This is a genomic window from Dactylosporangium sp. NPDC051485 (assembly GCF_040682015.1).
Taxonomy (GTDB): Bacteria; Actinomycetota; Actinomycetes; order Mycobacteriales; family Micromonosporaceae; genus Dactylosporangium.
On the sequence record NZ_JBFAZW010000187.1, the window covers coordinates 1 to 12,582 of the forward strand.

General features: G+C 73.1%; 10 protein-coding genes. 7 read left to right on the top strand and 3 right to left on the bottom strand.

From position 1 onward, the window contains the following. Both AB0M46_RS49410 and AB0M46_RS49415 read left to right on the top strand, forming a co-directional pair. On the top strand, positions 1 to 1,397 hold a 1,397-nt coding region (locus AB0M46_RS49410; RefSeq protein WP_363348357.1), incomplete at its 5' end, for a penicillin-binding transpeptidase domain-containing protein. Between the two features lie 251 nt (positions 1,398 to 1,648). Further along, positions 1,649 to 1,867 carry a hypothetical protein gene (locus AB0M46_RS49415; RefSeq protein ID WP_363348375.1) on the top strand — a complete coding sequence of 73 codons (219 nt, stop codon included), beginning with the start codon at positions 1,649 to 1,651 and terminating at the stop codon, positions 1,865 to 1,867. 144 nt (positions 1,868 to 2,011) lie between these two features. On the opposite strand, the gene AB0M46_RS49420 is transcribed toward AB0M46_RS49415, so the two are convergent. Continuing rightward, positions 2,012 to 2,989 (bottom strand): LacI family DNA-binding transcriptional regulator, encoded by a 978-nt coding sequence (locus AB0M46_RS49420; RefSeq protein WP_363348359.1) that lies wholly within the window; start codon positions 2,987 to 2,989, stop codon positions 2,012 to 2,014. 85 nt (positions 2,990 to 3,074) lie between these two features. Beyond that, entirely contained in the window at positions 3,075 to 5,843 is a 2,769-nt protein-coding gene (locus AB0M46_RS49425) for an Hsp70 family protein (RefSeq protein WP_363348361.1), read from the bottom strand. A 183-nt stretch (positions 5,844 to 6,026) separates the two neighbouring features. On the opposite strand from AB0M46_RS49425, the gene AB0M46_RS49430 reads away from it, so the two are divergent. Both AB0M46_RS49430 and AB0M46_RS49435 read left to right on the top strand, forming a co-directional pair. Next, a complete protein-coding gene (locus AB0M46_RS49430; RefSeq protein ID WP_363348363.1) occupies positions 6,027 to 7,151 on the top strand; it encodes a histidine kinase in 1,125 nt (374 codons plus the stop codon). A 101-nt stretch (positions 7,152 to 7,252) separates the two neighbouring features. Then, a complete protein-coding gene (locus tag AB0M46_RS49435) occupies positions 7,253 to 8,257 on the top strand; it encodes an NAD(P)-dependent alcohol dehydrogenase (RefSeq protein WP_363348365.1) in 1,005 nt (334 codons plus the stop codon). A gap of 39 nt (positions 8,258 to 8,296) precedes the next feature. Here AB0M46_RS49435 and AB0M46_RS49440 read toward each other — a convergent pair whose 3' ends face one another. Further along, positions 8,297 to 9,076, bottom strand: a complete 780-nt coding sequence (locus AB0M46_RS49440; RefSeq protein ID WP_363348367.1) for a TetR/AcrR family transcriptional regulator — start codon at positions 9,074 to 9,076, stop codon at positions 8,297 to 8,299. An 84-nt stretch (positions 9,077 to 9,160) separates the two neighbouring features. Between AB0M46_RS49440 and AB0M46_RS49445 the strand changes: the two genes are divergently transcribed. From AB0M46_RS49445 to AB0M46_RS49455, 3 genes are read left to right on the top strand one after another with little or no spacing between them, the layout of a single operon-like run. Next, entirely contained in the window at positions 9,161 to 10,693 is a 1,533-nt protein-coding gene (locus tag AB0M46_RS49445) for an MDR family MFS transporter (protein ID WP_363348369.1), read from the top strand. Continuing rightward, on the top strand, positions 10,686 to 11,273 hold the full coding sequence (locus tag AB0M46_RS49450) for an NAD(P)H-dependent oxidoreductase (RefSeq protein ID WP_363348371.1): 588 nt from the start codon (positions 10,686 to 10,688) through the stop codon (positions 11,271 to 11,273). Before AB0M46_RS49445 ends, AB0M46_RS49450 begins: the two co-directional genes overlap by 8 nt. A gap of 28 nt (positions 11,274 to 11,301) precedes the next feature. Further along, positions 11,302 to 12,051, top strand: coding sequence for an SDR family oxidoreductase (locus AB0M46_RS49455; protein ID WP_363348373.1), 750 nt, complete (start codon positions 11,302 to 11,304; stop codon positions 12,049 to 12,051). Positions 12,052 to 12,582: the final 531 nt, after the last annotated feature.

Consider the following 12,582-nt stretch of genomic DNA (forward strand, 5'->3'; position numbering starts at 1 on the left):
TGCTGGGTGAGGTCGCGGCGCTGACCGACCCGAAGACGGGCGCGTTGCTGTACGAGGACACCGACGCGGACGGCAAGAAGAACTTCGACAAGATCACCAATGGCGGCCTGAAGATCGTCACCACGATCGACAAGGACATCCAGCCGATCGCGGTGCGCGAGGCCAGCCGCAACAAGGACTCGCTGATGAACTCCATGCCGCCGAACCTGCAGGCCGCGCTGGTCGCGGTCGAGCCGGGCACGGGCGGGGTGAAGGCCTACTACGGCGGCGACAACGGCAACGGCAACGACTACGCCGGCTACTACATCGACCCGGTGCGCGGCGACGGCAAGGAAAGCTGCTGCGGCGGCCACCCGCCGGGCTCGACGTTCAAGATCTACACCCTCGCCACCGCGCTCATGGCCGGCTACCGCACCGACTCCTACTGGAACGGCGTGCCGCAGGACTTCCCGGGCCGGACCGCGGCGCTGAAGAACCAGGTCAAGAACGCGACCGAGGGCGTGGAGCCCGATTGCCATTCCGGCTCGGGCAAGTGGTGCACGCTCGACGAGATCACCGTCCAGTCGCTCAACGTGCCGTTCTACGCGATCACGCTGGAGGTGGGCGCGGCGCGCGTCATCAACACCGCGCGGGCGGCCGGGATCACCGACATGTGGGCCACCATCCAGGGCCAGCCGCTGCCGCAGCGCATCGACCTGGTCAAGAACGACGGGGCCGCGGTCTCGCCGAAATACTTCGGCAACGAGGTCGGCTTCGGGCAGTACCCCATCACGGTCCTGGAGCACGCCGGCGGCCTGGCCACCTTCGCCGCCCGGGGCGTGGCGGTCCAGACCCACTTCCTCAAGGAGGTGTGGCAGGACGGCAAGAAGACCTACGGCGAGGTGATCAACCCCAAGCGCATCCCGGGCTTCACCGAGGAGATGGCCGACGACCTGGCCACCGTGCTGCGGGGCGTGCCGGAGCACTACAACCTGAAGTCCCCGCACGGCTACCAGCTGGCCGGCAAGACCGGCACGTGGCAGCTGGGCAGCACCACCACGAAGGGCAACGCGCACGCCTGGATGGGCGGCTACGCCCCCTACGACCCGAGCAAGAACGCGCGCGGCCTAGCCGCCGCGGTGTGGATCGGCAACAAGGGCAACGAGGAGGCGATCAAGGACAGCAAGGGCAACAACATGATCGGTGGCAAGGGGCCCGGCCCGATCTGGGCCCGGTTCATGGACGCGGCGCTGGCCAAGGTGAACCAGCCGAAGATCTCGTTCCGGCCGCCGCGGCACACCGGCAGCAAGGACGTCGGCACGGGCGTCTCGCCGATGCCGAGCGCGCCGGTGCTGCCCCCGGACCAGGGCCCGTCGGCCCCGCCGCCGTCCACGCCCCCGAGCCGCGGCCGCCGCTGAGGTCGCAGGACCGCGCCGATCGTCATCGGGCACCCCGGGCTCGTCCCCGCCGAGGACGCGCTGGACGACCGCGTGGCCACCGTGCCGCCGGCGCCGCCGTCCTCGGCGGCGTCGGCAGCGGCCCGCGTGAGGCCGGCTTCAGGCAGCTCACCGATGCGGTCGGCGGGCATGCTCGGGACACGGCGGCGCTCGCGCTCCCGGCGGGCCGTGGCGCAGGCTTAGCCGGGGTGAAGGCGGGTAGAGCGGGTGGCATGGACGACAACGAGCCGATCATCTCCGGGACGCCGGCCGCGGCCCGCACCGTGGACGCGGCCGGCCGGCACGAAGCGCGCACCGGCGCGGACCAGGCGTGGACCGCGGAGGACCTCGCCAAGGCCAAGGGGCATGACCCGACGCCGAAGAACATCAAGCGGGCTCAGGCCGAGCTCGACGAACTCGGCCCAGCCGCGATCGAGAGAACCGTGCCGTAGCGCACGTCGGCGCTGTCCAGCGCCATGTTCCTGCCCGAGCTTCGTGCGGGTCACCCCCCCCATCCGCAGGTCTCGGCGACCGGCTCCGGGCAGCCAAAGCTTCGAACTGATTCGACGACCGACCGGGGCGCGCACGGGGGTGGTTCAGCGAACCTTGAGGACTGGACCCAGCATGGTGGCCGAGGGCTGAACCTCGTTGTTGAGCAGCCCGGCGAGGCGCTGCACCGCGGTGCGGGCGAGTTCCTCGACCGGCAGCGACACCGAGGTGACGGGCCTGGCGAGCCGGTCGACGGCATCGTCGGGGCAGATGGCGACGATGTCGACGTCGGGCCGGCCCAGCCCCGCGAGCCGGTCGACGACCAGCGGCAGCGCCCACTCGTTGTAGACGACCATGCCGCTGATGTCCGGGTCGCGGCCGAGCAGCTCGCGCAGCGCGTCGAGCACCTCGCCGGCCGAGGGCAGGCAGGGCGTCCAGGTCGCCGCGGCACCCTGCTCGCGCAGCGCTTCGAGGGCCCCGTCGCGGGCGTGCACGGCGTAGGCCGCCCCGCGACGGTAGGTCTCCGGGTGCTGGCCGAGGAACCCGACGTGGCGGTGCCCTCGCTCCAGCAGGTACGCGGCGGACGTGCGCCCGCACGCGGCGAAGTCGAAATCCACGTACGGCAGGCCGTAGGGGTTGTCCGGCGTGCCGACCAGCACGGCGGGGCACTTGAGCGAGCACAGCAGCTCGGCCCGGGGATCCTTCTGCTGTACCTCCATGAGGATCACGCCGTCGACCAGCGCGGTGCCCACGGCGTCGCGGATCGCCGACGTGCCGTCGTCGTCGGTCAGCATGAGCAGCTTGAGGCCGGCGTCCTGGGCAGCGGTGAGGGTCGCCCACACGTACGGCATCTGCACCTGGTTGTGCGGCCCGTGCACGAGCGGCAGCGCCATGGCGATGACGCCGGTGCGCCTGGTGCGGATCGAGCGGGCGCCGGCGTGCGGGCGGAACTGCAGCTCCGCGATGCTCGCCTCGACCCGGGCGATCGTCTCGGCGGAAATGGACCGGTTGCCGCTGAGCACGTAGGAGACCGTGCTGCGCGACACCCCGGCGTGCTTGGCCACGTCCGCGATGGTCACTGCCATCGCTCGAGTCTCCTCCTGCCGCCGGTGCGCGTCCGGCCCGGGTGTCCAGTTCGACCCGGACCGCGGCGCAGCGCCAAGGGGTGCGTCACGGCCGCTGCTGGCGGACCGGAACCAGGCAGTACAGGGCCTCGCCCTTGATGACGAACGGCTGGTTCCTGTCCGGGCAGCCGTCCGTGCGCGAAACCTGCTCGGTGATCTCGAAGGCGCCGCGGGCGTTGCAGTCGACCACCGTCGCGCGATCGGCCGTCTGCGCCACGCACTCCCCCACCTCGAACTGCCGCTCGGGCAGCGACCCGGACAGCTCGAGCGCGACCAGCGTGCCGCCACCGAGCGCGACCAGCGCGACGAACAGCGTGATCGCCGCGCTGGCCGCCGGGCTCATGCGGGCGCGCCGGTGCGGCCGCGGTGCGTCGGTCTCCGGCTCGGTCCGGGCCTTGGACCGCCGCCACCGCGACCCGCGCTGCTGCCGCTCCCGCGCGGCGGCCTGGCGGGGACGGTCCGCGAGGGTCAGCTTGGGCGCCGGGAACTTCGGGGCGGGCGAGACCGCCACGTCGGACAGCGGCGGCTCGACCCCCGGGTCGCCGTAGGGGTCGTCCTCGTCGCCGTGGAGGTCGCGCTCGGCCACGGAGCCGCGGCGGGCGGATTGCATGTAGCGGCGCACGACCCGTACGAGCGCGCCGAAGTCCTCGACGTCCTCCGGCTCGGCCCGCCTGGGCGCCTCGCTCCGCGGCGGCTCCGCTTCGGCTTCGCCCTCCCGGGTCTGGGCCTCCTGGGACTGGTCCTGTTGGGATCCGGTTGACGCCTCCTCCGCCCGGTCCTTCATGATCGCCCGGAGGCTGGCGAGGACGTCCGGCTCCGAAACGGGCCTTGGCTGCGCAACGGGACCCGGCTCCGCGGCGAGTTCCGGCTCCGGAGCGGAGGCCGGGGCCGGAGCGGAGGCCGGGGCCGGAGCGGAGGCCGGGGCCGGGGCCGAGGCGGGGGCCGGCGCCGAGGCGGGGGCCGGCGCCGGCGGCAGCATCGGGGGGGCCGCCGGGGCGGGGTCGGGGGCCGGCAACGGTTCCGGCGGCGGGAGCAGGGTGCGGAACTTCGTCACCATCAGGTCGAGCTCGGCCTCGAACTCGTCCAGCTCCGCGCCCGACGCGCGCAGGCCCATCCCGGCCGCGGTCAGGTCGGTCGAGGCCAGGTCCATCTCGCTGCGCAGCTCGACGATCTCGCGCGCGGTGGCGAAGAGGTCGGCCTTCATCACGCGGTACTCGGCCTCCGCCGCCCGGCACTCCATCCGGATGGCGTTGAGTTCCCTCTCGAACCTCCACGGCTTGTCCTGCCCCAGCGCCCAGAGCTCGGCCCGGATCTCCCAGGCCTCCAGCTGGACCTGCCGGGGCTGCGCGGTGGCGACCGTGGGCGAGGGGGCCACAGGCGGCGGCGCGACCGGCGGCGGCGCCACCGGAGCCGACCCGGTGCGAACCGGCCCGCCCGGCGCCTGGTAGCCGGTGACGGTCGGCGGCGACACAACCTTCGCAGCGACCGGCGTGGCCGGAGTCGCCGGGGCGGCTGGCGTCGCTGGCACGGCTGGAGTCGCCGGCGCGGCCGGGGTCGCCGGGGTCCGGGCGCTGTACAGGGTCGTGCGCGGCCGGGCCGGCGCCGCGGGCGAGGGCGCCGCCTGCTGCCGCAGCGCCTCCCACGGGTCCTCCGGCTCCGGCCGTGGCTGCGCCTGGAACAGCGGCCGCCCCCGGGACGCGGTCGGGGCCGGGCGCTCGGCCACGGGCGGGGCCTGCAGCGCGGCCCAGAAGTCGTGCTCAGGCGCTGAGGGCGACGGCTCGGGGACGTACCGGGGACGCTTCGGCACGGGCGACGGCTCGGCCAGCAGGGCGCCCTCGGCGACGATCGGTCCGTCCAGGTGTACCGGCAGCAGGCCGAGCGTCTCGACCAGCAGCTCGGTGACGAGCGGGGTGTGCGCGAGCCCGCCGGTGAGCAGCACGCCGGCCAGGTCGGACACGCCCGCGGTGGCCAGCATCGCGGCGGTGGCCTGCATGGCCCGCCGTAGCGGCGGGCGGGCGAGCTCCTCGAACTGGGTGCGGGTGAGCGCCGTGCCGGAGGCCGACCAGGGCACGGGGATGATCGACGACTTGGCGACCGTCAGCTCCTCGCGGCCCTCGCGGGCGCCCTCCAGCAGCTCCCGGTCGGGGCTCCAGCGGGAGACCTTGCGGCGGGCGAAGGTCGAGCCGAGGTGGGCGAGGATGGCCGAGTCGAGGGCCAGGCCGCCGGCCTCGGGGATGGTGGTGGTGGACAGCACGCCGCAGGTGCGGCCGGAGCGCAGCACGACGGCGGCGTCGACCGAACCGGCGCCGAGGTCGACGACCACGACCGAGGCGCCGTCGGGCAGCGGCAGGGCGCCGGTCTCGTCGGCGTGCAACGCGGCGGCGACGGGCTCCGGCACCAGGCGCAGCGGGCGCAGGCCGACGAGTGCGGCCGCCTTCTCCAGCACCGCGGTCTGCGGCCGGTGCCAGCCGGCCGGGTGAGCGAGCGCGACGCTGGCGAGCGGGCCGCCGACGACCCGCCGCGCGGCCGCCGCGACGTGCGCGAGCACCGCGCCGAACAGGCTGCGCACCGGGCACTCGACACCGCCGAGCACGACCGCGCCCCGGTCGATGGTGCGGCGCGGGTTGGGCTCGAAGCGGTCCGGGTTGGCCGCACCCGCCTCGACGGCGTCGAGCCCGGCGACGAAGTGCGGGGCGTTGTCCAGGCACACCGCGGACGGCTCGAGCAGCAGCTGCTCGCGCCGTCCGTCGGGCCGGGCCAGCACCGCGGCGGTGCGCGCCGTGCCGAAGTCGATGCCGAGGTGGTATCCGCCCACCCTTGCAGGCTAATACGACAAAACCGACCCAAAGGCCACAGAACGGCAATAACCATGGTTCCCGCGACGATGACGGGGGCGGCAATCGTGCCTACGGGCAGGAGTGGGGACAAACACCCCAGCATCCCGCCGTCGTACTTTGGTCGGATTCGGCGCGGCCCGGTGGGCCATACGATGGGGCGGATGCCCGGTCTGCTGCGCTCCGTGTGGGACGAGCCGGGCCCGACCGACCCGCCCCGCAGGGTGTGGCGCGACTGGGTCCTCGTCGGTGGCTTCGCGGTGGCCGTCGTCTGCGAGGTGCTGACCCGGCCGGATCTGCCCTGGCGCTGGTTCGCCGGCGCCGCCGCCCTGGCCGTGGTGCCGACGCTGCTGTGGCGGCGGACCCATCCGCTCGCCGCGGTCGGGGCCGCGTTCGCGGTGTGCGGCCTCGGACCGCTGGTCACCGGGCACGACCTGGGCCTCAACGCGTTCGTGTTCGTGCTGTTCCTCGCCTACGCGCTGGCGCGCTGGGGCGGGGGCCGCCAGATCGTCCCCGGCTGCGCGATCATCATCGCGAAGCTGGTCTTCTCGCCGCTCATGGGGCACACCGGCTGGACCGACACGGTCGGCGGGTTCGGGATCCTCTTCGCGGTCACCGCGCTCGGGCTCGCCGTGCGGTACCGGTCCAGGGCCCGGCAGCGGGAGCTGGACCAGGCGAAGCTGCTGGAGCGCGAGCGGCTCGCCCGCGACCTGCACGACACCGTCGCCCACCACGTGTCGGCGATGGTCATCCGGGCCCAGGCGGGACTGGCCACCGCGCCGATGAACCCCGACGCGGCGACCGACGCGCTGCGCCTCATCGAGGCCGAGGCGTCGCGGGCGCTGGCCGAGATGCGCGGCATCGTGCGGGTCCTGCGGGCCGACGAGCCCGCCGGGCTGACCCCGACGCCGCGCGTCGCCGACCTGCACGAACTGGCCGGGCGGCAGCGGCTCGGGCCGCTGGTCGACGTGGTGGTCGAGGGCGACGTCGACGACCTGCCGGCACCGATCGGCACGGCGATCTACCGCCTGGCCCAGGAGTCGGTCACCAATGCCCGCCGGCACGCCCGCAACGCGACCCGGATCGAGGTCAGCGTCGAGGCGGACGCGTCGTCGGTGCGGCTGCGGGTGACCGACGACGGCGAGGCCGCGCCGGCCCGGGCCGCGGGCTCGGGCGGCTTCGGGCTGGTCGGCATGATCGAGCGGGCCGGGCTGGTCGGCGGCACCTGCGAGGCCGGCCCCGGCCCGGTGCGGGGCTGGACGGTCACGGCGGTCCTCCCCCGGGCCTGACCACTCCCGGAGCGCATCAGACTTCCGGCCGCCGAAGGTGCGCAACGGCTCCGGTCCTTGGACGGAGGTCCCGGCGCCCGGGCCCGCCCACCATCGATGGCATGAAGGCGATCGTTCAGCAACGCTACGGCTCATCGCAGATGCTCCGGCTGCGTGACGTCGACCGGCCCTCGCCCGCCGCGGGCGAGGTGCTGGTCCGGGTCCGCGCCGCCGCCGTCAACGCCCGCGACTGGCACATCATGCGCGGGGACCCCGTGCTGGCCCGGCTCGCGATGCCGTCCAGCTTCGGGCGGAGCGGGCCGAAACGACCCGTGCGGGGCAGCGACTTCGCGGGGGTGGTCGAGGCCGTCGGGCCCGGCGTCACCGAGTACGCGCCCGGCGACGAGGTCTACGGGGACCTCCGCGAGGACGACGGGGCGTTCGCGGAGTACGCCCGCGTGCCCCTGGGCTACCTGGCCCGCAAGCCCGCCGGGCTCACCTTCGCCCAGGCCGCCGCCGTCCCGCTCGCCGGGACCACGGCGCTGGCCGCGCTGCGCGACGCCGGAAAAGTACGGCCCGGACAGCACGTGCTCATCAACGGCGCCTCCGGCGGGGTCGGCACGTTCGCGGTCCAGCTGGCCAAGGTGTTCGGCGCGACCGTGACCGGCGTGTGCAGCACCCGCAACGCCGAACTGGTCGCCGAGCTCGGCGCCGATCACGTCGTGGACTACACGCGGGAGGACTTCACCCGCTCCGGCGGCCGCTACGACGTGCTGCTCGACCTGGTCGGCAACCGCTCGCTGCGCGCGTGCCGCCGGGTGCTGGCCGCGGACGGCCGCCTGGTGATCGCCGGCGGCGGGGTGTCCGGCGGCGGCCGGCCCAGCCTCGTCGGCCCGATGGCGCTCGTCATCCGGGCGAACCTTGCGGCCCGGCTGCGCGACCCGCGCATCGTCCCGCTGGAGAACGTGCCGCCGAGCCCGCGCAGCCTGGCCACGCTGCGGGAGCACCTGGAGGCGGGCGAGATCACGCCGGCCGTCGACCGGACCTTTCCGCTGGACCGGGCGGCGGAGGCGGTGCGGTACCTCGAAATCGACCACGCCCGCGCCAAGGTTGTGATCACCGTCTGAGCAAGGGGGACCGGGAGGTCCGCCCCTCGCTGGACGAGGTCAGCACCCACCCGGTGTGGTGGGGCCGGCGTCGGGCGCCCGGTGGATGGGCTGGCCGGGCAGGGCGTCGGCGATGGCGTTGAGGACGTAGTCGAGGCCGTACTGGAAGCGCACGTCGGGCGGCTGGTGCGACAGCGTGCCCTCGCGGATGTTGCGGCTGAACATCGGGTACTTGCCGGACGCGACCACCTGGTTGACGTACGGTCCGACGTACTCGGTCATCCACTGGCTGCGGTCCATGCCGGTGTGCCGCGCGTGCTCCAGCCAGCCGATCTCGTCGCGGACGGCGCTGTCGACGTAGTTGGCCACCATGCTGTTCAGCGTCGTCATCGCGTCGATGTGCAGACCGAATCCGTCGAGGGCGCTGAGGGCGAAGTCGTAGACGCGCAGGGAGTTCGGGCCGAGGGTGGGGCGCCGGGCAAGGGTCACCTGCCAGGGGTGGCGAAACCCGGCGGCGCGGGTCTGGTGCGCCACCAGGGACAGGTCGGCGCGCCAGTCGCCGCTGGGCCGGTCGGGCAGTTCGATCTCGCTGGCGACGGCGTCGACCATGAGGTCGATGAGGTCGTCGCGTTTGGGCACGTACCGGTACAGCGACATCGCGCCGGTGCCCAGCTCCTGGCCGATGCGGCGCATCGTCGCGGCGTCGAGGCCGTCGGCATCGGCGATGCGGATGGCGGTCGCGGTGATCTGCGCCCGGCTGTAGCCGGGGCGCCGGCCGGGTCCGGCTCGCTGCACCTGTTCCGGACGCATCCAGATGCTGACGTTGCTGGTGTCCGACACGTCACACCACCCTCTCTTGCGTACATCGTACTCGAATAGCTAGCGTCCATTTCGAGTACGATGTACGCGATTGGAGTGAGGGCCGTGAGCCGAAGTCTGTACGTAGGTGTGGTCGGGGTGGTTCTCGGCATGATCACGGCCCCGCTCGACGGGATGATGCTCGGGCCCGCGTTGCCGGTCATCGTCGCCGACCTGGGTGGGGCGCAGGACTTCTCCCAGGTGATGACCGCTTATCTGGTCCCGATGGCCGCGGCGACGCCGATCTGGGGCAAGCTCGGCGACCTCATCGGGCGAAAGCCGGCCTACCTGTCGGCGATCGGGCTGTTCCTGCTCGGCTCGGCGCTGGCCGGGATGTCCCAGGGAATGTGGCAGCTCATCGCCTTCCGGGTGGTTCAGGGCCTGGGCGGCGGCGGCCTCATGGTCGGCGCCCTGGCGCTCATCGCCGAGCTCGTGCCGCCCAGGCGGAGCGCCCGGCTCATGGGCGTGTTCGGCGTGATCATGCCGGTCGCCCTGATCGCCGGCCCCCTCCTCGGCGGCGTGTTCACCGAGCAGCTGAGTTGGCGGTGGGCCTTCTACATCAACCTGCCGATCGGCACCGTCGCCGCGCTGCTCGTCGCGACCATGATCCGGCTGGAACCACGGCGGATCACCGCACGCATCGACGCCGCGGGGGCGCTGCTGCTGACCGTCGTGCTCGTGGCGCTGAGTCTGCTGGCGAGCTGGGCCGGCACCCGGTACGCCTGGGCCTCGGCGCCGACCCTGGGGTTGGCCGCCGCCGCGGTGGTGGCGTTGGCGGTCTTCCTGCGGGTGGAGCGGCGCGCCGCCGAGCCGATCGTGCCGCTGCGGCTGTTCGCCGACCGCAGCTTCACCCTGGCCCAGATCCTGCGTCTGGCGGCCGGCGCCGCAATGATGGTCTTCGCTGCCTTCCTGCCGCTGTACATGCAGCTGGCCAAGGGCGCCTCGCCGACCGCGAGTGGCCTGCTGATCCTGCCCGCGATGCTGGGCATGGTCGCGGTCTCGGTCGGCAGCGGCCAGCTCATCTCCCGCACCGGCCGGTACCGCCGCCTGGCGATCCTCGGCGGTGCGGCGTTGACCGTCGGCATGCTGGCGCTGCTCGCCCTTGAGCCGGACACCAACCTGGCCTTCGCCTCGGCGCTCACCCTGCTCGGCGGGGCCGGGGTGGGCCTGATCATGCAAAGCACCACGATCATCACGATCAACAGCGCGCCGCCCCGCGACATGGGTGCGGCCAGCGGCTCGGTCACGCTCTGGCACACCATGGGCGCCTCGCTGGGCGCCGCCGTGCTCGGTGCCCTGTACACCAGCCGGATGACCGCCACCCTCGATGACCGCCTCGGCGTCGAGCAGGCCGGTCGCATCTTCTCCGGCGGCGAGCTGACTGCCGACGCCGTCCAGCGGCTGCCCGGCGTCGCCCAGGACGCGATCCGCGCCGGCGTCGCCGCCGGCGTGCACAGCATGGCCACCGCCGGCGCGGCCCTCGGCGCCGTCGCGTTCGCGCTGGCCTGGTTCATCCGCGAAACCGCTCTGCGCGACCGCGCCGCCCCTGAGTCCACCCGTTCCGAGTCCACCCCCACCCTCGAGGAGCGCCATGTCTGAGCACCGGCTGCAACTGGCCGTCATCATCGGCAGCGTCCGCGACGGACGGTTCGGCCCGACCGTCGCCAACTGGTTCGTCGGCGAGGCCAAGGGCCGCGACGACGTCCAGGTCGATCTGGTCGACCTGGCCGACGTGCCGATCGGCTTGGCCGCCCCGACGATGTCGCCCCCGGACCACGTGCTGCAGGCGCTCGGTGGCCTGACCCCGCGCCTGGACGCCGCCGACGCCTTCGTCGTAGTCACCCCGGAGTACAACCACAGCTACCCAGGTGCGCTGAAGAACGTCATCGACTGGCACAACGCCCAGTTCCACGCCAAGCCGGTGGCATTCGTGTCCTACGGCGGAGTCTCCGGCGGCCTGCGGGCCGTGGAGCACCTACGCCTCGTCTTCGCGGAGCTGCACGCCGTCACCACCCGGAACACGATCAGCTTCCACGGCGCCTGGGAGCAGTTCGACGGCAACGGCCGGCCCAAGGACCCGCACGGCCCCGCCACCGCCGCCAAAAACCTGCTCAACCAGGTCACCTGGTGGGCGCGGGCGCTCAAGGACGCCAAAGCCACCATGCCGTACCAGGCCTGAGCGAAACCGCACGAGAGGCGTACCAGACATGACCGCACTTGCCGGCAAGACGGCCCTGGTGACCGGCGGCAGCCGGGGCATCGGCCGGGCGATCGCGACCCGGCTGGGCCGCGACGGCGCCCGCGTCGCCGTGCACTACGGCAGCAACGAGGCAGCGGCGAAGGAGACCGTCGCAGCGATCGAGGCATCCGGCGGCCACGCGTTCACCGTCCACGCCGAATTCGGCGTGGACGGTGCCGCCGAGACGCTATGGGCCGGGTTCGACGCCCAGGCCGACAGCCTCGACATCCTGGTCAACAACGCCGGAATCCTGGGCGATCAGGCCGAGATCCAGGACGTGAGCCGGGCCGCGTTCGACCACCTCGTCGCGGTCAATACGACCGCCCCGTTCTTCGTCACCCAGCACGCCCTGCGCCGGCTGCGCGACGGCGGTCGCATCATCAACATCTCCACGATGCTGACCCGCGGCTCGTCGATGTCACGGTCGATCGCCTACGCCATGTCCAAAAGCGCCATGGACGTGCTCACCGCGACGCTGGGCAAGCAGCTGGGGCCGCGGGCCATCACCGTGAACACCGTGGCGCCCGGCGTCATCGACACCGACATGCACCAGGGGCGGCTCGTCGGGGAAGCGCTGGCCTGGCTGGCGTCGCTATCGCCGATGGGTCGCATCGGCACCCCGCAGGACGTTGCCGACACGGTGGCCTTCCTCGCCTCGCACGACAGCCGCTGGATCACCGGCCAGTGGATCGACGTCACCGGCGGCACCCTGCTCTAAGGTCTGTATCGAAGTCCGGTCGTAATGCCGGGCTTGTTCAACAGTTCGGAGTGTGCGTCTCGTCGTTCCGGCGTGGTCCTGGCCACTGGTGTGGTGGGGCTCATCCGGGGTTGTCGAGGGCTCGTTCCGAAGGTTCGCCGAGCGCCCTGCCACCGGCCGTGCTGGCCGGTGGCAGGCTGCGGCCGCCGCGACCGCCCACCGTGTTGGTGGGGGTCGGGGTGGTGGGTTCCGGTTGACTCGGACAGGGCTCCTTGCAGCCCCACGTTGACCCGCGGCTCACGCACATCCAACGGCAGACGCAACACCGACACCGGACCCTCGTGCCGCCACGGCACCGCCCGATTCGGCCCCCGCCACCGCGGCCCCGCCCCCGCCACACATCGACACTACCCAACGTGGCGCTCAGCCAGACACCCGCAACGACACATACTGCGGCCAGCAGCGCTGATGGCACAGACTTTGATACGCCCCCTAGGTGACTGGTGTTAAACGATGGCCGCCACTGGCGTGGCGGCCATCGTTTTGGATCTA

Coding starts and splice junctions, on each gene's coding strand:
- AB0M46_RS49435 (WP_363348365.1), top strand. CDS start 7,253: ATGAAGGCGATCGTTCAGCAACGCTACGGCTCATCGCAGATGCTCCGG.
- AB0M46_RS49415 (WP_363348375.1), top strand. CDS start 1,649: ATGGACGACAACGAGCCGATCATCTCCGGGACGCCGGCCGCGGCCCGC.
- AB0M46_RS49455 (WP_363348373.1), top strand. CDS start 11,302: ATGACCGCACTTGCCGGCAAGACGGCCCTGGTGACCGGCGGCAGCCGG.
- AB0M46_RS49450 (WP_363348371.1), top strand. CDS start 10,686: ATGTCTGAGCACCGGCTGCAACTGGCCGTCATCATCGGCAGCGTCCGC.
- AB0M46_RS49430 (WP_363348363.1), top strand. CDS start 6,027: ATGCCCGGTCTGCTGCGCTCCGTGTGGGACGAGCCGGGCCCGACCGAC.
- AB0M46_RS49420 (WP_363348359.1), bottom strand. CDS start 2,989: ATGGCAGTGACCATCGCGGACGTGGCCAAGCACGCCGGGGTGTCGCGC.